The following is a 22,760-nucleotide window of genomic DNA, read 5'->3' as shown; positions in this document are numbered from 1 at the left end:
TATGTTTTTTGAAAATTATTATTTTTTGTTCTGCTTGTTATAGAATAGCCCACCCAAAATTGAGACGGGAGCAAATATGAAAATTGCCAGCAATTGTGTCCAATGATTACCTTCGGATTTGAAGAATGAGAATGTTGCAAATCCTGCAATAATAAAAGCAAGGATATAATTTACATTTAAATTTGATGTCTTAGCAATAAGTTTTGTGAAAAGTCCTGCAGCAAATGAGGAAATAACTCCAAAAATTGTTGTCGAAATTATAAAAGAGATTACTGGATCAGAATGAGGGTTTTGTCCCATAATTCTAAAAAACGCAAGAGAAGTCGCTACAAAAATTGCGTAACCAACTATGATGCTTACCATTTTTCTTATCATATTGTGTTCTGTCTGTTGATTCTGATTTGTATATAAAATGCTGGCTAACTCTCAAATGTACACTAAGCGTATTTCATATATTTTAACAATATTAAGAAATTTCCAAGGATGAAAATCTTTTGCGCGGGTAATTTCAATAAATTCTTCCAGCAATCTTCAGGGTTTTCTATTATACTTTCTATAAATTTTCCCTGATTTTGTTCTGTAATGATTCTAAATTCGTTACAAATAATAAGAGTGTAAAAAAATGTAATAATGTTTTCACTATTTTATCTATTAATTCAACTCAATCTTCACTGCTTTTATAGTTGTTTAGTTTATAATTTCAGGAAAAGAATCTTTCAGATTTTGTACAATTTTATCTTTAAATTTCCGAAGCTCCTGAAACAATTCAATGATTCTAAATTGCAGGATACTCCGTTTGGATCAGGTTCAGGCCACAAAACACCCATACAAATTTTTAATTCCATACGATTATGAACTTTTTTTATCCAAAATTTTCCATAGCACAACTCTATTTTTATCTAAAATTTTTGCGTCACTATTTTCACCACACCAATATTCACGGGCAATATTGATAGCAGAAATCCCATTCTATAAGTTCAATTTTTTATTTTTTTCAGGATTAACACGCTGTCCTTTTCTTAAAATTCCAATTACGGATATTAAGATAAATATAATATATAATGGAAAGCTTAACAAACCAATATATATTGCGAGTGACGGAATGAAACTACTCGTTGTAATATCGGAAAAATCTGCATAAAATAATAGTACAGAGATTATAAGCAGTACAAAAATAAACAAGCTGCCCCTTTTGAAGAATCTGGGAATTATTTTGCCTGTTATCTTACTAAGAATAAATATTCCTAAAAATGTAACCATAAAAAGAATACCGCTTGCTATTGTACAAAATAGCACAATTATCAAGGCTTGTCCAGCCCACTCACTTATATTCCACATATTTTGTTTTAATTTTTATCTCTTAACATTTTGTTTTATTAGTTGTTTCTGATAGTACAGAACTCATTTTGAAAGCTTTTTGCCAGTGGATCTTATCGATATCCATATATTGTAAAAGTTCCGTCTTCTTCTTCATAAGGGATATGAAGTTCTTTTAAAAGATGCTCAAATTCTTTCGTCTCGTCAAATATTTTTGGAGCTAATAAATGTCCGGTGTATTCAGCATAACGGGGCCTTACTTTTATAAACTCAATAGTGAAAAATAAAGACATACCTTCTTTGTAAAACGGTTTCCAATCACCCAGCCATTGTGGAGCATCACTTATTGTACTTCTTCAAAAGTTTTATCTTCAAATACAAGCTTATCAATATAAGGAGGCGGAAATGATAATTTCCCTACTGAACTTTGAAGTTCCAGCCATTTCGTGTCGTTCATCACAGAATTCAAACCTTTTTCTGAAACAATTTTTCTTATTTTTTCTTTTGTTTCCAATGTATAAGTATCATTTTGTGTATGATATTTATACTTTTTTCTTTCAGAAATATTGGGCTTCCATAGAAATCATTATATCGTTTTTGTTTTTCTATATGATCCATATTTCTATTTATTTGTGTTATCATTTATTTGATGAAAATATTACTAATAAATATAAAATATTGTGAAAGAAATGAAAGTGGCAAACAATCTACACTTGAAAAAAAACATATACAAACCATCTATATTTATTTATAAATCACTAAATATAAGCATTTTACACATTTTTCGTATTTGTTATTTTATTATGTTAACAAATTTTGAAATTATATCATTTAAATTATTTTGAAATTTTCTGTTATTCATCTGGAGGCAATCACTTTAAAGTTTGAACTTACAGCTTTACTCCTTTGGTAAGGATGCCGAAGTATAGAATATGATTACTGAGTAGAACTATCATAACAAAAAGAACAACTTCAATAATTGAAGTTGTTCTTTGAAATTTTTCTAAAAATTATTTTTTTAGATCTGCTTTTACATCTTTATACCCATCTGAAACGGCATCTTCGCCTTTCACAGCGGTCTTTTTAACACTTTTCACACCTTCTGTTGCTATCTTTCCAACCCATTCTGCACCAATTTCAACTCCTTTTCCTGTAGCTTTTGCCCCTTTTTAAATGGCAATACCTACATTTTTCACTTCTTTTCTTACTGTTTCCTGAGCATTAACAGCTGTTGCAAATAGACCGACCGCTAATAAGGCCAATACATTCTTTTCCATATTTTTGTTTTTAAATTAACTTTAATACATATAACAAGCCAAATCTGTATCATAAAAAATGTAATAAAAACAAAAAAACATTCCAAAGGAAATTCTTTAAAATATCATTTTTAGGAAAATACTTAAAAAAACAAAAACCACCATAAATATATAATTTACAGCGGTTTACTATGTATTTTTAATTGATATTAATCAATAATTATTTCACTTCTTCGAAGTCTGCATCCTGTACATCTTCTGCACCTCCTGCATTTCCTCCAGGATTCTGAGCTCCTGCGTCTGCACCCTGAGCTTGTTGCCCTGCTGCATACATTTCTTCTGAAGCGGCCATCCAAGCTGCATCTAAAGCTTCTGTTTTAGCTTTGATATCATCCGGGTTTTTAGCTTCGAAAGCTGTTTTCAATTCTGCTGCTGCTGCTTCTACTGCAGCTCTCTTGTCAGCAGATAATTTATCTCCAAACTCTTTCAATTGCTTTTCTGTTTGGAAAATCAATCCGTCAGCTTTGTTGAAAATTTCAACTTCTTCTTTTTTCTTAGCATCCGCTGCAGAGTTTTCCTGAGCTTCTTTTTTCATTCTTTCGATTTCTTCGTCAGAAAGACCTGAAGAAGCCTGAATTTTAATAGACTGCTCTTTACCTGTTCCTTTATCTTTAGCAGAAACACTAAGGATACCATTTGCATCAATATCAAAAGTTACTTCAATCTGAGGAACTCCCCTTGGTGCTGGTGGGATATCGGCAAGATCAAATCTACCAATCTCTTTATTGTCGTTGAACATTGGTCTTTCACCCTGTCCTACTCTGATGCTTACTGCCGGTTGATTATCAGAAGCTGTAGAGAATGTTTCAGATTTTTTAGTTGGGATCGTTGTATTCGCTTCAATTAATTTAGTGAATACAGAACCCATTGTTTCAATACCTAAAGAAAGCGGGGTAACGTCAAGAAGCAATACATCTTTTACGTCTCCTGTTAAAACACCTCCCTGAATGGCAGCACCAATTGCTACTACTTCATCCGGGTTTACTCCTTTAGATGGTTTTTTACCGAAGAATTTTTCTACTTCTTCCTGGATAATAGGGATTCTTGTAGAACCACCTACCAAGATTACCTCATCGATATCAGAGATAGAAAGTCCTGCATCAGAAAGAGCTTTTTTGCAAGGCTCCATTGATCTTCTTACTAAGTCTGCAGCTAACTGCTCGAATTTAGCTTTTGTCAATGTTTTCACTAAGTGCTTAGGCCCTGTAGCTGTAGCAGTGATATAAGGTAAGTTGATTTCTGTCTGAGCAGAAGATGATAATTCAATTTTAGCTTTTTCAGCAGCTTCTTTTAATCTCTGTAATGCAATAGCATCAGATTTTAATTCTACTCCTTCTTCAGCCTTGAACTCATCAGCCATCCAGTTGATAATTACATCATCAAAGTCATCACCTCCAAGGTGAGTATCACCGTTTGTAGACAATACTTCGAATACTCCATCTCCTAAATCAAGGATAGAAACGTCGAAAGTACCTCCTCCAAGGTCATACACTGCAATCTTCTGATCTTTATGGCTTTTATCCATACCATATGCCAATGCTGCTGCAGTAGGCTCGTTGATGATCCTTTCTACTGTAAGACCAGCGATTTCTCCTGCTTCTTTAGTAGCTTGTCTTTGTGCATCGTTGAAGTAAGCCGGAACCGTAATTACCGCTTTTGTTACTTCTTGTCCAAGATAATCTTCAGCAGTTTTCTTCATTTTCTGAAGCGTCATTGCAGAAATTTCCTGTGGTGTATATTCTCTGTCGTCGATTTTAACTTTTACAGTGTCATTCGGTCCTTTTACTACTTCGTAAGGAACTCTTGAAATTTCACTTGCATCATCTTTAAAATGAGTTCCAATAAATCTTTTGATAGAATATACTGTCTTTTTTGGATTCGTTACAGCCTGTCTTTTTGCAGGATCTCCTACTTTTCTTTCACCATCTTCTGTAAACGCTACGATAGAAGGAGTTGTTCTTTTACCTTCTGCATTAGGAATAACAACAGCATCTTTACCTTCCATTACTGCAACGCAAGAGTTAGTTGTTCCTAAGTCAATTCCAATTATTTTACTCATAATATTTATATTTTTTCTAATTTTTAATTATTAATTACATTCTCTATTTCTCAATATCTGTACCAGATGAAAATTTATGACAAAATGACACAAAACTCTTTTTTAGGCCTGAAAAATTATCCTTCAACAAGTCCATTAGGCAGCATTGACATTGACAAAATTTAAAAATTAATCAAAGTTTAACCTTGCCTATGATGTAAAAAGCCTGTGAATTATTATTTTTGATAAATTTTACACAAATATGTCATTACATTTTAATCCGAGAGACATTACATGGCTGGCCTTTAATGAAAGAGTGCTGCAGGAAGCCATGGACGAAAAAGTTCCTCTCCACCTCAGAATCCGTTTTCTTGGAATCTTTTCCAATAATCTTGATGAATTTTTCAGGGTGCGGGTTGCCGGATTAAAACGTGCCATGGATTTTAAAGAGAAAGTAATTGCTGAATCTTTTTATCAGCCTCCTTCCAAAATCCTGCAAAGAATCAATGAAATTGTAATCAGACACCAGCATAATTTTGACAAAACCTGGAAGAAGATTCTGTCTGAAATGGCTGACCATAAGGTTTTTATTAAAAATGCAAAAAATCTAACCGCACAGCAAAAGGACTTTGTAAGAGATTATTTTGATGAAGTCGTTGAATCCAACGTTATTCCGATCCTGCTTCATGAAAATACTCCGATGCCTTATGTAAGAGATAAAAGTCTTTATCTGGGAGTGGCCATGCGAAAGAAAGACTGGCAGTATCAGAGCAATTATGCCATTATTGAAATTCCGTCCCGCTTTGTGGGTAGATTTGTCCTTCTTCCGACAGAGGATCCGGAAGAAAAAAATGTGATGCTTCTGGAAGATGTTATTACCTTCAACCTTCCGCATATTTTCTCGTATTTCGGGTATGACGAATTTGCGGCGAATGCTTTCAAAGTAACAAAAGATGCCGAACTGGACCTGGATAATGACATCAAAACCAATTTTGCAGAAAAAATAGAGAAAGGTCTTAAGAACAGAAGAAAAGGAAAACCTACCCGGTTTGTCTTCGATAAAGATATGGATAAAGCACTGCTGGAACTTCTGATCCGCAAGCTTAATTTAACTAAGAAAGACAGTATTATTCCAGGGGGAAAAATTCATAATTTTAAACATTTCATGGATTTCCCTGATGTTTTTGAAAAGTATGAAAAGCCTGTTGAAAGAACGTCATTTACCCATCCTGCATTTGAGTACGGGGAAAGAGTAACGGATGTTATTTTAAAGAATGATGTTTTGCTAAGTTTCCCTTACCATAAATATAACCCGGTCATTGATCTCCTAAGAGAAGCCGCTATGGATCCTGATGTGAAATCTATTCAGATCACGGCATATCGTCTGGCCAGCAGTTCAAAAATCAGCAATGCACTGATCTATGCGGCAAGAAACGGTAAAGAGGTAACGGTAATGCTGGAGCTCCAAGCGAGATTTGATGAGGAATCCAACCTTAAATGGAAGGAAATGCTGGAGCCGGAAGGAATTACGGTACTGGTAGGAATTCCCAATAAAAAAGTCCACGCCAAACTATGCGTCATCAAAAAAAGAGCGCACAACAAGACCCTTCAATATGGTTTTGTAAGCACCGGAAACTTTAATGAAAAGACGGCAAGAATTTATGGTGATCATTTACTGATGACTTCCGACCGTAATATTATGGCGGATATCAATAAGGTCTTCAATGTTTTGAAAAAACCCAAAGAAGATTATCTGTCTGTGTTGAGAACCTGTAAGAACCTCATGGTCTGTCCGCAGTTTATGCGCGAAAAAATTGTGCATCACATCGACCGGGAAATTGAAGAAGCTAAAGCCGGCAGAAAAGCAGAAATGATCATTAAGGCCAATTCTTTCAGTGACCGTGCCTTAATCATCAAATTATATGACGCTGCAAAAGCCGGTGTGGTGGTGAAAATGATTGTAAGAGGAATTTACTGCGCGGTTAATCAGAAAGATTTTAAGGAAAAAATAAAAGCCATCAGTATTGTAGATGAATATCTTGAACACGCAAGGGTGATGTACTTTTATAATAAAGGTGCCGAAGATCTGTATATTTCTTCTGCGGACTGGATGACCCGAAACCTGGATTACAGAATTGAGGCGGCTGCAAAGATTACGGATAAAGATCTTAAGAAAGAATTAAAAGATATTATCGACATCCAGTTGAGAGATAACGTAAAAGCTCGTATTTTAGACAAAAATTTGAGCAACGAATACATCAGCAACACTAAGGAAGAGTGCCGTTCTCAAATCGAGACGTATAAATATTTAAAAGCTAAAACAAGCGTAAAATGAAGATCGCAGCGATAGACATAGGAAGTAATGCAGCCCGACTGTTAATCAATGAAGTAAAAATCAATAATAGGAAACCTGAATTCATCAAGTTAAACCTCTTACGGATTCCTTTAAGACTGGGAATGGATGTATTCACTCTTGGGAAAATCGGGGAAGAAAGGGAAAAAATGGTCGTAGACTCTATGAAAATTTTCAGTGATCTGATGAAGATCTATAAGGTAGACCATTACCGAGCCTGTGCTACAAGTGCTATGCGTGATGCTGCTAACGGAAAGGAAATTATAGAGCGGGTAAAAGATGCCTCAGGAATCGATATAGAAATCATTACCGGGGATGAGGAAGCTACCCTGATCTATGAAAACCATGTAGCAGAAGGCTTAGACAAAGAATTCGCTTATCTTTATATTGATGTTGGCGGAGGTTCTACCGAGCTTACATTCTATGAAAACGGGAAAATGATCTATGAAAAATCTTTCAATATAGGAACCATCCGTTTATTGAACAACCTCGTGACCGTAGATAACTGGCACGAAATGAAAGAGGAAATCAAGGAAAACATCACCAGCAAAAAACCGATTGTTGCCATAGGTTCCGGAGGAAACATCAATAAGGTATTCTCCATGAGCAAAACCAAAGACGGAAAACCGATGACACTGTCTCATCTTAAAAAGGTATATAAAGAATTCAATGAACTTTCTGTAGAGGAAAGAATGACGAAACACAACCTAAGAGAAGACAGAGCAGATGTGGTTGCACATGCGTTGAGGATTTTCAACAATGTGATGACCTGGTCTGAAATCAACAGGATTTTCGTTCCTAAAATCTCTGTAGCTGACGGGCTGATCCATAATATATACAGCCAGTTACACGACAAGAAGAAATAACTTCAAAGAGTTTATTTGGGCTTCCCAATACAACCATTGTACTGAATGTATACTGTAAAATATCAGTATATATTCAGTATGAAGGAAAACAAAAAGAGTACAGCAGTACCATCGTCTGACCGGATTTCCCGGTAATCATCAACATTTTTCAATTTTTTACAGCAGGTTTGTAAAGTAAAAACCATCATCAGAACGTCTGATAAAAAAGATAATGTTCTGAATATGCTTAAAAACAGAAGAATTCACCATTTCGACATCATTTCTTTTGTAGAATCCAACTTTAGCCAAGACAAAAACTATGGCTATATCTTGCATTATGTTTCATTTATGCATTTAAAATTTGCAAAACATGAGAATGAAATGTCCTACCTGCGGTGGAAGAATCAGTTGGTGTTTCAAAATTCTTTCAAATAAAATTATTCAAAATTATCTGGCTTAAAATCTTAACTTTAAGCAAGTTCACTTATTAATATATTTTTTTAATTATGAATTCAAAACCAATCAAAATAATTCTTACCGGTGCTACAGGAATGGTAGGTGAAGGTGTTTTAATGGAATGCCTTGAAAATCCTTCTGTTTCCGAGGTACTGAGTATCAGCCGAAAACCGTCCGGAAAAAAGCATGCTAAATTAAAAGAATATCTGGTACCGGATTTCCTTGTTGTAGATCTGAATGATGAAAATCTAAAAGGCTATGATGCCTGTTTTTTCTGTGCCGGAATCAGCAGTATAGGAATGAGCGAAGAAGACTATACCAAAATCACATACGATACCACGGTACATTTTGCGAAAGCTGTTCTTCACCAAAACCCGGGAATGGTTTTTACCTACGTTTCCGGAAGCCATACCGACAGCACGGAAAGTGGAAAAACCATGTGGGCAAGAGTAAAAGGAAAGACGGAAAATACTTTGAAAAAAATGGATTTCAAAGGGGCATATAACTTCCGTCCCGGATTTATGAAACCTGTAGACGGCCAGGTGAATGTAAAATGGTTCTTTAAGCCATTTATCTGGTTGTTTCCTGTGCTTTTACCATCAAAATCTCTAACCCTGCATGAAGTGGGGAGAGCAATGATCCATGCCGTACAGCAAGGATATCCGACATCCGTTTTAGAAATAAGGGATATTAAAAGGTTGGCTCAATGAAAGCAATGCTGAAAAGGATCTTCCTTGTCATTTTTATTTTGGGTATTCTCACCGCCATTTCAGCGTTTATACATATACAGCCCCAATTTGGGAAACTCCCATCAGGTGAACGTCTGGAAAGGATCAAAAAGTCTCCGCATTTCAAAGATGGGGAGTTTCATAATTTTTCTGAAACTCCTACCATTGCTGAAGGTCATAGTTTTTGGGGTGAGCTTTATGAAGCAGTATTCAAACAGAATCCTAATGGAATACCTCATCAAGGTATTCCAGCCATCAAAACGGATTTAAAAATCCTGCCGGCTGACAAAGATTATATTGTGTGGTTTGGTCATTCTTCGGCATTGCTGCATCTTAACGGGAAGAATATTCTTACGGATCCTGTTTTCAGTGACAATGCTTCTCCAATACCGTCATCGGTTCCTGCTTTTCAGGGAACTGCCATATATTCTGTTGATGATCTCCCGGAAATCGATTATGTGGTGATCTCCCACGATCATTATGACCACCTGGACTACAAAACCATTAAAGCATTGCAACCCAAGGTGAAAAAAGTCATCTGTGGCTTGGGCGTTGGAGAAGATTTTGAATATTGGGGATATCCGAAAGATAAAATTGTTGAACTGGATTGGTTTGAGAAGTATCAGGATCCCAACGGAGCACTGATTTTCAACACAGAGCCTGCGAGACATCAATCCGGGAGAGGATTTACTCAAAACCAGACACTCTGGGCTTCTTATGTAATCCAGTCTAAGGATAAAAATTACTTTGTAAGCGGAGACGGAGGTTTTGACAAGCATTTTGAGCAGATCGGAAATAAGTATAAAAACATTGACCTGGCCATTATGGAAGATGGGCAGTACGACAAAGCCTGGCATTTTGTCCACAACCTGCCGGAAGAAATTATTAAGGCTTCAAAATATCTTCATGCTAAAAGAATTCTGCCTTATCATAATTCTAAGTTTAATCTTGCCAAACATGACTGGAATACTCCGCTAAACGCACTTACTACCCTGGCGAAAAAAGAAAAAATTCCTGTTTTGACTCCTAAAATAGGGGAAGTCGTATATCCGGATGACAGTCTTCAACGGTTCACGGAATGGTGGAAGAAGTAGGAGTTGTTTTGGTGGATGGTGTTTAGTTGTTAGTGTTTTGATTAATGTGACGTTTGGGAGTATAGGTTTGGGTATGGAAATCTCTGATAAGGCCTTATAAATTAAATATTGAATAGAAAGTACTTATTATTAAACATTTCTTAAGATTCCCGTAAAATGTTTAGAGATAATAAAGTTCATTTTTGCATGAAATAAAGTAAAGTAAAAATGACCAATAACTACTTCTTAAAAGGGTCTGTCATCGCCGCTTTTTTTCTTCAGGGCGGCCTCTTCGGACAAACTCTTATCCATTACTGGAATTTTAACAGCAACACTTCGGTTTCCTCTATTACCACGCCGACTTCCACGCTGGCAGGAGCATCTCTCGCTGCTATTGCAGGAGGAACAAGCGAAATAGATCCCGCAGGAGGAGTCAATCAGAATTTCAATGTAGACAATTTCAATGCCCGGAATAATGATCCTTCCGGCACACACCTAAGGTTCAACAATCCCATCGGTGGAGCTTTACAGTTTTCTCTGCCTACGACGGGTTATAACAATATTATTGTAAAATTTACCACCAGAAGATCGGGTTCCGGAGCAGGAACTCAAACCTGGTTCTACTCTACAGACGGTCTTACTTTCCAGCCTTATCAAACCGTGACTCCACAGGATGCAAATCCGCAGCTGATTACCTTTGATTTTTCATCTGTTTCCGGAGCCGCAAACAATCCGAATTTTAAATTAAAAGTTGAATTTTCCGCGGGTACAGGAGGAACTGTTGGTAACAACCGTTTTGATAATTTCACAATGGATGGTTCCGCAACAGGCAGCGTTGACACTACTCCACCAACGGTTTCTTATCTTCCCAGCAACAACACAAATAATGTATCAGGTACTGTAAATCCCACCATTTCTTTCAATGAAAATGTAAGACAAACAGATAATTCCGCGATCACCGATTCTAATGCACAAAATCTTGTAGAATTCCGTTTAGGAAATGCTTCAGGTACTCCCGTTCCTTTTACCACCACATTCAGTAACAATAAAATCACCGTAATTCCAACAGCCGGTTTAGTTCCCAATCAATCATATTATGTAGCTTTGAAACCCAATACCGTTGAAGATTTCAGCGACAATGGTGTTACCTCAGTCACTTCAACAGTATTTACGACAGCCGGAACATCAGTTTCTCTGGACAGAAATTTTATTACGGTCAATGAGAATGCAGGAACTTTAAGTTTTAAAATTAATGCTAATAATCCTTCCACATCGAGTGTCAACCTGGTGGTAAAACCGGCTCCGTTCAGTACTGCAGACAGCAGTGATTTTACATTCAGCAGCCAAACTATCAATATCACTCCTTCTGCGACTAGCTATACGGTAAACATTCCGATTATTGATGATACCCTTGAAGAGCAGAGTGCCGAATATTTTGTATTAAGTCTTGAAAATCCAGTAGGCACCACTATTACCGGTGATAATACAGCAACGGTTTATATCGTTGATAATGATAAAGCTGCACCGGTTCCCTCCCATCAGATCCAGCTGAATTATCTCGGAAGCTTTGACCCATCAGGAAACAGTACCAGTTCTACGGAAATTGTGGTGCATGATCCTGCCACCCAGCGGTTATTTACGATCAGCTCCCTTACTGATGTTTTTGATATTATCAATTTCAGTACTCCTGGCTCTCCATCTGTCATTAGAACAGTTAATATGGCTCCCTATGGCGGAATTACAAGTATTGCCGTGAAAAACGGAATTATTGCAGCGGCTTCTCCTAATGCCAATCCACAGCAGAACGGTTCTGTCGTTTTCTTTGACATCAATGGAAATTTCCTGAAACAGGTTACTGTTGGAGCATTACCAGACATGATCACTTTCAGTCCGGACGGTACCAAGGTGATTACCGCCAATGAAGGTGAACCGAATGATGCCTATACTGTAGATCCGGAAGGAACCATCAGTATTATTGACATCTCCGGAGGCATAGGAAGTCTTGGTCAAAGCAACGTAACGACACTTAATTTTAATAATTTTGAGTCACAGCTGGCTGCTTTAACCGCTACCGGATTACGAAAGGTAAGGAACAACAATACCCTTTCTCAGGATCTGGAACCAGAATATATTACCGTAAGTGCAGACAGTCAGAAAGCCTGGGTAACCCTTCAGGAAAACAATGCCGTCGCTGAAGTCAATCTTGCTACAAAAACAATCACCAGCATATGGGGACTGGGTAAAAAAGACATGAGCCTTCCCGGAAACGGATTCGATGCGTCTGATAATAACGGAGAGATTCTGATTGCCAACTGGCCTGTAAAAACCTATTATACTCCGGATGCGGTGCAAAACTATAAAATAGGAAATACCAACTACATTGTAACCGCTAATGAAGGCGATGAAAAGGATCTTGCCGGTTTCAGTGAAAGAACAACGGTCGGAGCAAACGGGTATGCTTTAGATCCTGTTCTTTTCCCGAATGCTGCTGTTTTAAAAGCTTCTCACAATCTGGGGAGATTCAGAGTAACCAATGTCAACGGAAATACGGATAGCGATGCTGAATTTGAAGAAATCAATGCATTGGGAGCCCGTTCATTTTCAATCTTCAATGCAGACACTAAACAAATCGTTTATGACAGTGGAGACCGTTTTGAACGGTATATTGCAGCCTATCATCCTTTGATTTTCAATGCTGACAATGAAGCGAATGGTTCTAAAAACAGGAGCCGTGCAAAAGGACCTGAGCCGGAAGGAGTGGCACTAGGTACGATCAGCGGGCAAACGTATGCGTTTATTACTTTAGAAAGAACCGGTGGTGTCATGGTCTATAATATCACAGATCCCAACAGCCCGATATTTACAGATTACAAACATTCCCGTTCCACTTCAGCTTACGGAGGCGACAACGGACCGGAAGGAATTACCTATATCGCTCCTGAAAACACCACAACCGGAAAAGGGTATGTGATCGTTGCCAACGAGATCAGCGGAACTTTATCCATCTATGAAGTGGCTTCTTCTCCTACTTTAGCAACCGGAGAAACAAAAACTGAAAAAGCAACCTTCAATGTATTCCCTAATCCTGTAGCTAAAGGAAACACCTTGTACTTCAACAGGGCCCAGGATTATGAATTGTATGATATGTCGGGTAAATTAGTCGGAAAAGAGAAAAATGCTCTGACGATCAATACATCACAACTCTCTACAGGAGTTTATCTTGTAAAAACTTCGGAAGGACAGATTAAGAGAGTCATTATAAAGTAGAATTAAATATTGAGTCCATCGCAAAGCTCCGGAAATTCCGGAGCTTTTTTTGATTATCATCATTTAGCTAACTGATTAAGCAATAAAAAAACCCTGAAAGATTACTTTCAGGGTTTATATTTTATACTTTGCTTATGCTTTTGGAGGTTCTTCTTTCGGAGTCTCTGAAGTCATATCATCAAAATTCTGTTTCTCTTTTTTCTCGATAACTTTTACAATTTCCTTTTGTACTTCTTCAGGTTTTCCTTTAAGATACTCGGGTAAATTCAATCCGGCCATATTAAAAAGATCGTTAAGAGGCGGTACAGATTTCATCATGCCGGAAACAAAATTAGAGGTTGAGGTTCCGCCATCCTGTCCGTTTCCGCTGTCCCAAACAGTAATTTTATCGATCTTAATATTTTTAACAGCTTCTACCTGAGTTTTTACCAATTCAGGAAGCTTTTCAATTAATAACAACTGGAAGGCACTGTTGGTATCACCACCCGCAGCCTGTATTATTCTGTCATATCCTTCTGCCTGCTTCGTCAGGATCTCATACAAACCTTTTGCTTCAGCTTCCATTTTTGCAAAAATAGCATCTGCCTCTCCTTTGGCCTGTACCCGAATCTTTTCAGCCTCTGCCTGTGCATCAATAATGGCTTTCTGTTTTGCAATTTCTGCATGAACGACGATATTAGCCTGTTGTGTAGAACGCTCTCTCTCAGCTCTTGCAGTTTCTGCTTTCTGTTCCGCAAGATAGGATTCTTCCAAAGATCTTGCCGCCTGTACTTTTTCTGCCGCGGTAGCGATCCTTAATGCTTCCGCCTCCTTTTCTCTTCTTTCGGCATCAGAATTGGCAATGGTAATCTTAGCTTCATTCTCTCCTTTTACAGCGATTGAGTTGGCCAATGAAGTGGCGATACGGGCTTCTTTTGCGGCCTCTGCTTTACCAATGGCTTCATCTTTACCTGCTGCAGCAATACTTACTTCTCTGTCTTTTTGCGTAATGGCAATTTTTACGTCTCTGTCTCGCTGCGTTTCTGCAATCTGAGTATCTTTTTCTCTATCCGCGATGGCCTTTCCGGTTTCCCCGATTTTGGTTTGTTCAGCTACACTGATGATCGCTTCGTTAATCGCTTTTGCCGCCGCTTCTTTTCCTAATGCTTCAATATATCCGGATTCATCTCTGATATCCGTAACGTTCACGTTAATTAATTTTAATCCTATCTTCTTTAATTCATTGTCCACATTTTTAGAAATATTATCCAAAAATTTATCCCTGTCTGAATTAATTTCTTCAATAGTCATCGTTGCAATCACCAAACGAAGCTGCCCGAAAAGAATGTCTTTAGAAAGCTCCTGAATCTGCTCCGGAACAAGTCCCAGCAAACGTTCTGCAGCATTTCCCATAGAATCCGGTTCTGTAGAAATAGCAATAGTAAAACGACATGGCACATCTACACGGATGTTCTGTCTGGATAACGCATTGGTAAGATTGGCTTCAATAGAAATGGGTTTAAGGTCCAGATAAGCATAATCCTGAATAACAGGCCATACAAAAGCTCCTCCTCCATGGATACATTTTGCAGAGCTTCCACCGGTTTTACCGTAAATCACCAAAATTTTATCCGAAGGACATCTTTTATACCTCGAAATAAGGGCTAAAAATGTGACGAATAGCACCAGTGCAATGACTAGTGTAAGAATAAGACTTCCTGGAATTTCCATATATAGTTTATAAAAGTTGATAACATATTAAACTTCAGCAACGACAAGCACTTCGTCATAGATATAGATCACCCGGACAGAATGACTGGACGGAATGTTTTCTTCTGATTCTGTCATCGCCTGAAGCTCATGATTGGCTCCGTTTACAGAAATCAAAATCTTTCCTTTGCCACTCATTTTAGCAGGAATGGTAAGGTACACTTCTCCCACTCTTCCGATCAGATTCTCCATTTTAAAGGTATTGTCTTCAGTGAGTTTTAAGATCTGAAGGATCAGAATGAAGAACAGAAAGATAAATCCGGCCCCAATCACCACTGAAATGAAGATCAAAAGGGTTTTATTGCCTATCGAATTGTAAAATGCGACTCCGCTCCACCCGAATCCTAACAAAAAATTAATAAGATTTCTAAAAGAGAATAGTTGAAAAGGAGTATCAGTATGCCCTGCATCACTAAAGTCAGCATGAATACCGTCTCCGTGGCCACCTCCTATAAAGGTAAGAACAGTTTGAATTAAAAATATCAAACTGGCTGCTAAAGCAATATACCAAAAGCCTTGATTAAGCGGCTCCAGGTTTTGAAGAAATCCGAACATAATTTGTGCGTTTTCTCAAATATAATTAAAAAAAATGACATTTTCAATTAAAAATAACAAAAAACGCCTTGTTTTTTAATATAAAAATATGACTGCTTAATTTCCAATAATGTTGGAAAGTTTATGCTGTAAAAATAGAGTTTCAAAATGACGAAAAGGGATCCAAAGAAACTGATCAATTGTTAATCAGTTTCATAAAAAAAGACAGACTTAAAAGCCTGTCTTAAAAAAATATATTTGTTGTATTTTTTACTCTACGTTAATTACTTTTTGAATTTCCGGAGCATGCTGTTTGATGGTATTCTCCACCCCTAATTTCAGGGTAGAAAAATTCAGTGAGCAGCCTGAACAGTTTCCTAAAAGTCTAACGAAAACCTGATTATCCTTCACATCGATAAGTTCAATATCTCCACCGTCTTTATTAAGGAAGGGACGAATGCTTTCCAATCCTTCCATTACTCTTGTTACGGTATCTTCGTGTTTTATATTTGTTTCCATATTTTCTTCACTTCAATTCGGTTTTTTTTCAATATACTTGAAAAATTATTTTTTTGCCTTTGGCGAGCATCCTGCTATGGTTGTAATTTTTACAGCTTCTGTAGGCGGAAGGCTCTTATTTCTTTCTACAAGGCTTTCGATCATTTTACGGGCAGTATCTGTATAGATTTCTGCAATTTTAGAATTTTCCTGCAAAGCAGCCGGTCTTCCGACATCTCCTGCTTCTCTGATGCTTTGGATCAAAGGAATCTCTCCCAATACAGGAATTCCCAAATCTTCTGCTAAATATTGTGCTCCCTGGTTTCCAAAGATATAATATTTATTGTCAGGTAATTCTTCCGGCGAAAAATACGCCATATTTTCGATTAATCCAAGAACCGGAATGCTGATACTTTCCATCTGGAACATCGCAATCCCTTTTCTAACGTCTGCCAATGCAACGTGCTGAGGCGTACTCACGATAACTGCACCGGTTACCGGAACTTCCTGAATGATGGATAAATGGATATCTCCTGTTCCCGGAGGAAGATCGATCAGTAAAAAGTCTAATTCTCCCCAGTCTGCATCTCTAATCATCTGGTTTAATGCTTTTGAAGCCATAGGACCTCTCCACACTACTGCCTGATTAGCTCCTGAAAAATATCCTATTGAAAGCATTTTCACACCATAATTTTCAATAGGTTTCATCAGATTTTTTCCGTTTACTTCTACTGAAATTGGCTTCTGTCCTTCTGTATCAAACATGGTAGGAACAGAGGGTCCGTAGATGTCAGCGTCTAACAATCCTACTTTGAAACCCATTTTCGCTAACGTTACGGCCATATTTGCAGCAACGGTAGATTTTCCCACTCCTCCTTTTCCGGAAGCGATGGCAATAATATTTTGAATTCCTGGAATTTGTTTTCCTTTTATCTGGCTTAGCTGGATTTCGCTCGGCTCCGGAGAAACAATCTTAAGTTTTAAGTTAATGTCTTCCCCAAACTCGCTTGCAAAAGCCTGCTTCATGGCAGCCTCAAGCTTTTTTTTCTCATGCATTGCAGGCGAATGGGCGGTCATGTCGATATACACATCGTTGCCCATTACTTGAAAATTACTTACTAAGTCGTCTACTTCTATCTCTTTAAGGAAATCCTGAACCTTTTCTTTCGTCAACATATAAATATAAATTGTTCACAAATTTACGGAAATTTTACCTATTTAGAATAAGTAAAATCAAGTATTGAGAAAATCGATAGCGACTCCAACAAAATTACAGGAGCTAAAATATTTCATTTAATAATCAATTGATTAGAAATAATACCGTTTAATTGGCCCTGTTTTTCTCATCAAATTTCACATTTCGGTCTGCTCCTTTTATCTTTTTATTTCCAAAGTTGTAAGTAAGCGAAACGGTAAGCGCTCTGGAATCATAATAATTATCAAAAAAATGGGTAGAATCCTGGTAATAGATTTCTCCGTTACTTTTAGCCTGCTTAAAAATATCGGATACATAGATGTTCATCTGAAGGTCTTTATTCATCATATTCAATTTTACTCCGGATGTAAAATTTCCGACATAGTAAGAATAGGTATTTCCTAAACTTGAAGGAAGGCGGAACCAGTAGTTGATGAAAAGCTGAACTGTTTTATCCTTATGTAAAGAAAAATTATTCTGAATATTGAAAACGGTACTGTTTCCTTTTCTAGAGACTGCATCTGTCGCAAAAACCTGAGTTTTCATATAAGAAAAGTCTACAGAATAATTAGTCTCCCAAAATTTAAACAATGTATCGGAATAACTCAGGGAAATTCCTGTACTGTTTTTATTAAAAAAATTATAGAAATTACTTACCTTATTTTCATCTTCTAATCTAACAAGCTGGCCGAATGCATTAAGCTCTCTCTGAAAATAAGCCGAAGCAGAGAACTTTCCTTTATAGATATAAGAAATTTCAAAATTATGATTGATAGAAGGGCTTAAAGCCGGGTTTCCTGAATAGTAAGAATTGATATTGGTATACCAGCGGAATGGATTGATCGCACGGAAGCCGGGTCTGTTTATCCTTTTAGAGTAGTTAATGCCAAAGGTATTATTTTCATTGGATTTATAAGTTAAATAAGCTGTTGGAAAAAACTTTCCGTAAGAATTTTCTGTACTCTGACCGGAAGAAACCGAATTTCCGTTTACAGTAGAATATTCGTAGCGGAGTCCTGCTTTTACAGACCATTTGTCGTTGAATTGTTTTTCTAAACTGATATAGGCAGCGTAGTTTTTCTCATTATATTCAAACAGGTTGCTTCTCTGAGGATCTGTAATATAGCTGCCTCCGGTAAGATTTTGATATTTGATGTCAGAATTATTATCAAAATTGGTGAATTTAATACCAGCTTCTGTTTTTGCAAATGTATACGGAAGGGTAAGATCTGCCTGAGCAGAATAAATTTTGTAATCTAATTCAGAAGGAGTTTTTACGACATACGAATTTCCTGAAGTATCTTCAGTGGTAAAATCAATATTGCTCTGCGGCGAATTAGAAAAATAATTCCCAGTGATGCTCAGTTTATTACTCAGTTTTCCAAATGTAATATCATAATAAGCGCTTATCGTATTCTGTTTATTTTCAGTCCGGTGCTCAGCGTATGTAGACAAAGTATTGGTATAATTCCCATGTTGAAAATAATCAGAAGTATTGGTAATATCCATTCCTGAATGCCCGAATCCATAATCAAAAACAATTCCTATAATAGACTTTTTACTGAGCTGATAGTCTAAAGTAAAATTAACACCCGCACCGTTCCAAAAATCTCTTCTGTCGTCTGAACTGGCTAATCCGTCCGGACCTATAATCTTATAGTTTTCATAAGAATGCTTCTGGCTGTCATACTGTCTTAATTTCAATGAAGAACGGAGCTTTTCATTTTGATAATTAACTGAAGCGGAATTAGAAAACCCTGCATAAGTAGTCTGTAAAAGACTGGTTGTCAAACTTCCGTTCCAGCCCAGATTCTGATTTTTCTTTAAAACAATATTGATGAGACCGCTGTTTCCCTGCGCTTCATATTTTGCGGGAGGAGACGTGATCACTTCTATCCTTTCAATATTTTCGGATCTGATGCTTTTTAGATAATTAATGAGCTCGCTTCCGGAAAGATTCAGCATTCTTTCATTAATCATCACTGCTATTCCGCTTTTCCCGACCATAGAAACTCCTGTATTCTCATCTACTCTTATCATCGGAGTATTTCCCAGAGCTTCTACCCCGTCTATTCCCTGGGAAGCAATAGAATTGGATATATTGTAGATCAGGCGGTCTGATTTTCTTTCAATCAGTTTTTTTCTGGCCGTAAGGGCAATTCCTTCAATCAGTTTTTCTTCTTTTTTTTCAATATAAAAATCTCTTTCTGCATCTCCGGTTACTGTAATGGTTGTATTCAACAGTTCGGTTCCATCCTGTATCAATCTGATGCTGTAATTTCCATTTTCAGAAAGGCTAAGGGTATATTTTCCTTTTTCATCAGAAATAGTGGTATGTTTCGTTTTATCTTTAACTGCCATAATCTCGATGTATGAAGCCGCCCTTCCCTCTCTGGCAATTTTGCCGGTAATACGCTGCGAAAAAGCTAAAATAGGAAGAAGCAGTACAATGGAAAATAGGGTTCTTGTCATGGTATCGTTTCTATTAAGACAATGCTACTGTTTCTTTTATTACATTTTACAGGGCCCATTTTTTTCAATATATTCGCCAGCATAAATTATCGTATGAAAAAAAGTCTGGTTATATTTTCCTTATTTATTGCTCAGATCGTGTCCTCCCAAAACTATTCGCAGTATGTAAATCCTTTTATAGGAACCGGAGGTCACGGACACACTTTTCCCGGAGCTATCGTTCCTTTCGGAATGGTACAGCTTTCTCCTGACACCAGAATAGACGGGAGTTGGGACGGATGCAGCGGTTACCATTATTCAGATTCCGTGATCTATGGTTTTTCTCATACCCATCTTAACGGAACCGGGGTTTCTGATTATGGAGATATTATGCTGATGCCTACGATGGGAAATCCCAGCTTGAATAATAAAGACTATTCTTCAAAATTTTCCCACAAAAATGAGAAAGCAACAGCTGGATTTTATGCGGTCAAACTTGATAAAAGCAATATCGATGTCCGGCTTACCACCACCAAAAGAGTCGGATATCACGAGTATACTTTCAACAGCGCAGGAAATGCCAATGTTATACTAGACCTGAACCACCGGGATAAACTGCTCGAAGGTGAAGTGAGGGTGATTGATGACAAAACCATAGAGGTTTTCAGGCGAAGTGAAGCCTGGGCCACCAACCAGTACATTTATGCACGCATTGAGTTTTCAAAACCAATGAAAATCTCTAAAAAAGACGTGAATGGAAAACAGGAAAGCAATCTGTATACAGGAACCAGACTGGCCCTGGCCTTTTCAACAGCGGTAAAAAAAGGAGAGAAAATTAATGTAAAAGTTTCTGTTTCACCAACGGGTTATGAGGGAGCCGCCAAAAATATGCTGGAAGAAGGAACATCGAATGATTTTGCAACGATACAAAAACAGACCGAAGCCGACTGGAATAAAGAACTTTCAAAAATTGAAGTACAATCCAGTGACAAGGATAAACTGAGCGTATTTTATACGGCATTATACCATGTTTTCACCCAGCCCAATATCAATATGGATGTTGACGGAAAATACAGAGGCCGCGACAATAAATTCTACACTGCAAAAGGATTCGATTATTATTCGGTATTTTCTCTCTGGGATACCTTCCGGGGTGCTCATCCTCTTATGACATTAATCGACAGAAAAAGAACGGCAGATTTTATTAATACTTTCATTAAACAATATGAACAGGGCGGCAAACTTCCGGTATGGGAACTGGCCTCCAATGAAACAGAATGTATGATAGGCTATCACTCGGTTTCTGTGATTGCTGATGCCATGGCCAAAGGCATTCAGGGATTCGATTATGAAAAAGCATTTGAAGCCTCTAAAAATTCTGCTATGCTGGATATTTTCGGATTGAATGCTTACAAGCAAAATAATTACATCAGTATAGATGATGAGCATGAAAGTGTTTCCAAAACAGTAGAATATGCCTATGATGACTGGTGTATTGCCCAAATGGCTAAAATTTTAGGTAAAAAAGAGGATTACCAGTATTTTATGAAGCGTTCTCAGAATTGGAAAAACCTGTATAATCCCAACAACGGCTTTATGCAGCCGAGAAAAAACGGAAACTGGTATGAACCGTTTGATCCGCGTGAAGTCAATAATAACTACACGGAAGGAAACTCATGGCATTATTCTTATTCTGTGCAGCAGGATATTCCGGGATTGATCGCAGCTCATGGAGGGAAAGAAAAGTTTGAACAATTCATTGATGCTATTTTCTCCGCTTCTGATAAAACTACAGGCAGGGAACAGGTGGATATCACGGGTTTAATGGGACAGTATGCTCAGGGAAATGAACCAAGCCATCATATTGCCTATCTGTATAACTTTGTGGACAAACCTCAAAAAACAGACGAAAAAATAAAGTATATTCTTGATAACTTCTATAAAAATACGCCAGATGGACTGATCGGAAATGAAGACTGCGGACAGATGAGCGCATGGTACGTTTTAAGTTCAATGGGAATCTATTCTGTAACCCCCGGAAAACCGGAGTGGGAAACAACAACCCCTTATTTTGATGAAATTAAAATCCATCTCGAAGACGGCACTACAAAAACGATTACTAAAAGTACAGATAAAGCTGAGCTCCGAAAGCTTGGTTTTGAAAATGTAAAACCTGCAAAAGATCTCAGTTATTCCCAGCTGACCACTTCACCTGTCATTGCAGCGGACCGTATTTTTGATTTTTCCACCAAAGTGGTAATTACTCCGCTGGATCCAAAAGACAAGGTGTATTATATGACCATGGACGCAGGTGATGCAAATGTGAGAAAAACGTTTACCCCCTACAAAGGTCCGTTCGTCATCAATAAAACGACTCAGGTTCATGCATATTCGGAAAGAAAAGGAGAGAAAAGTTCAGTGACGGTTGCGCAATTTAACAGAAGACCCAATCATTGGGATATTACGGTGAATGCAACGCCTACTCCACAATATACCGCAGGTGGAAAATTAGCTCTTATTGACGGCATCAACGGAAGTGAAAACTGGAGGAAGGGTGAATGGCAAGGCTATCAGGGACAAACTTTTGAAGCGATTATTGATCTTCAGTCTCCACAGCAATTTACCAATTTATCCTCCACTTATCTTCAGGACAGCAGGGCGTGGATTCTGATGCCCTCAAAAGTAGAATATTATGCCTCGATGAACGGAAAAGATTTTATTCTTCTGAAAACTGTTGACAATACAGTTGATCCAAAAGATGAAAAAGTTCAGATTAAAGAGTTCGGAACAGATATTTTGCCGACTGAAGCCCGGTATATCAAAGTAAAAGCCTACCATTTTGGAAAACTTCCCGAGTGGCATCAGGGCGCCGGCGGCGAATCTTATATTTTTGTGGATGAGATTTCCGTGAAATAAAACAAGATCTTTACTAAAAAACGA

Annotated in this window: 15 protein-coding genes; 6 read left to right on the top strand and 9 right to left on the bottom strand. The window is 37.5% G+C overall.

All coding sequences use genetic code 11. The features are described from left to right. Positions 1-18: 18 nt before the first annotated feature. The 4 genes from IW15_RS06365 to dnaK form a co-directional block, all read right to left on the bottom strand. Complete coding sequence (locus IW15_RS06365) at positions 19-375, bottom strand: hypothetical protein (protein WP_131368508.1); 357 nt, start codon at positions 373-375, stop codon at positions 19-21. A 1,055-nt stretch (positions 376-1,430) separates the two neighbouring features. Further along, positions 1,431-1,643, bottom strand: a complete 213-nt coding sequence (locus IW15_RS21895; protein ID WP_316931874.1) for a DUF6678 family protein — start codon at positions 1,641-1,643, stop codon at positions 1,431-1,433. Between the two features lie 17 nt (positions 1,644-1,660). Next, positions 1,661-1,831 carry a DUF6678 family protein gene (locus IW15_RS22705; RefSeq protein WP_165585166.1) on the bottom strand — a complete coding sequence of 57 codons (171 nt, stop codon included), beginning with the start codon at positions 1,829-1,831 and terminating at the stop codon, positions 1,661-1,663. Positions 1,832-2,793: 962 nt separating this feature from the next. After that, complete coding sequence (dnaK, locus tag IW15_RS06350; protein WP_034710089.1) at positions 2,794-4,692, bottom strand: molecular chaperone DnaK; 1,899 nt, start codon at positions 4,690-4,692, stop codon at positions 2,794-2,796. A 241-nt stretch (positions 4,693-4,933) separates the two neighbouring features. Between dnaK and ppk1 the strand changes: the two genes are divergently transcribed. The 5 genes from ppk1 to IW15_RS06325 all read left to right on the top strand — a co-directional run bounded on the left by ppk1 (position 4,934) and on the right by IW15_RS06325 (position 13,393). Then, on the top strand, positions 4,934-7,006 hold the full coding sequence (gene ppk1 / locus IW15_RS06345) for a polyphosphate kinase 1 (RefSeq protein WP_034710088.1): 2,073 nt from the start codon (positions 4,934-4,936) through the stop codon (positions 7,004-7,006). Then, positions 7,003-7,890 (top strand): Ppx/GppA phosphatase family protein, encoded by an 888-nt coding sequence (locus IW15_RS06340; RefSeq protein WP_034710087.1) that lies wholly within the window; start codon positions 7,003-7,005, stop codon positions 7,888-7,890. The genes ppk1 and IW15_RS06340 overlap by 4 nt, the downstream gene beginning before the upstream one ends. A gap of 485 nt (positions 7,891-8,375) precedes the next feature. Next, entirely contained in the window at positions 8,376-9,035 is a 660-nt protein-coding gene (locus tag IW15_RS06335) for an NAD-dependent epimerase/dehydratase family protein (protein ID WP_034710086.1), read from the top strand. Further along, complete coding sequence (locus IW15_RS06330; protein ID WP_034710085.1) at positions 9,032-10,147, top strand: MBL fold metallo-hydrolase; 1,116 nt, start codon at positions 9,032-9,034, stop codon at positions 10,145-10,147. Before IW15_RS06335 ends, IW15_RS06330 begins: the two co-directional genes overlap by 4 nt. 207 nt (positions 10,148-10,354) lie before the next feature. Beyond that, on the top strand, positions 10,355-13,393 hold the full coding sequence (locus IW15_RS06325; protein WP_034710084.1) for a choice-of-anchor I family protein: 3,039 nt from the start codon (positions 10,355-10,357) through the stop codon (positions 13,391-13,393). 132 nt (positions 13,394-13,525) lie between these two features. On the opposite strand, the gene IW15_RS06320 is transcribed toward IW15_RS06325, so the two are convergent. The 5 genes from IW15_RS06320 to IW15_RS06300 all read right to left on the bottom strand — a co-directional run bounded on the left by IW15_RS06320 (position 13,526) and on the right by IW15_RS06300 (position 19,841). Beyond that, the gene (locus IW15_RS06320) at positions 13,526-15,103 is read right to left on the bottom strand and encodes a flotillin family protein (protein ID WP_034710083.1); all 1,578 of its coding nucleotides are present in this window, start codon (positions 15,101-15,103) and stop codon (positions 13,526-13,528) included. A 27-nt stretch (positions 15,104-15,130) separates the two neighbouring features. Next, a complete protein-coding gene (locus tag IW15_RS06315) occupies positions 15,131-15,697 on the bottom strand; it encodes a hypothetical protein (protein WP_034710082.1) in 567 nt (188 codons plus the stop codon). Between the two features lie 249 nt (positions 15,698-15,946). Further along, positions 15,947-16,195, bottom strand: a complete 249-nt coding sequence (locus IW15_RS06310) for a NifU family protein (RefSeq protein WP_051881798.1) — start codon at positions 16,193-16,195, stop codon at positions 15,947-15,949. Between the two features lie 45 nt (positions 16,196-16,240). Then, positions 16,241-17,350, bottom strand: a complete 1,110-nt coding sequence (locus IW15_RS06305; protein ID WP_034710081.1) for an Mrp/NBP35 family ATP-binding protein — start codon at positions 17,348-17,350, stop codon at positions 16,241-16,243. 148 nt (positions 17,351-17,498) lie between these two features. Continuing rightward, positions 17,499-19,841, bottom strand: coding sequence for a TonB-dependent receptor domain-containing protein (locus tag IW15_RS06300; RefSeq protein ID WP_117584547.1), 2,343 nt, complete (start codon positions 19,839-19,841; stop codon positions 17,499-17,501). Positions 19,842-19,934: 93 nt separating this feature from the next. Here IW15_RS06300 and IW15_RS06295 point away from each other — a divergent pair, with 93 nt between their 5' ends. After that, on the top strand, positions 19,935-22,736 hold the full coding sequence (locus IW15_RS06295) for a GH92 family glycosyl hydrolase (RefSeq protein WP_034710080.1): 2,802 nt from the start codon (positions 19,935-19,937) through the stop codon (positions 22,734-22,736). Positions 22,737-22,760 lie beyond the last annotated feature (24 nt).

Origin of the sequence: Chryseobacterium soli, assembly GCF_000737705.1 — a bacterium.
Classification (GTDB): Bacteria; Bacteroidota; Bacteroidia; order Flavobacteriales; family Weeksellaceae; genus Chryseobacterium; species Chryseobacterium soli.
Note: the sequence above shows the minus strand (reverse complement) of the source record. Positions and strands in the feature narration are given on the sequence as shown.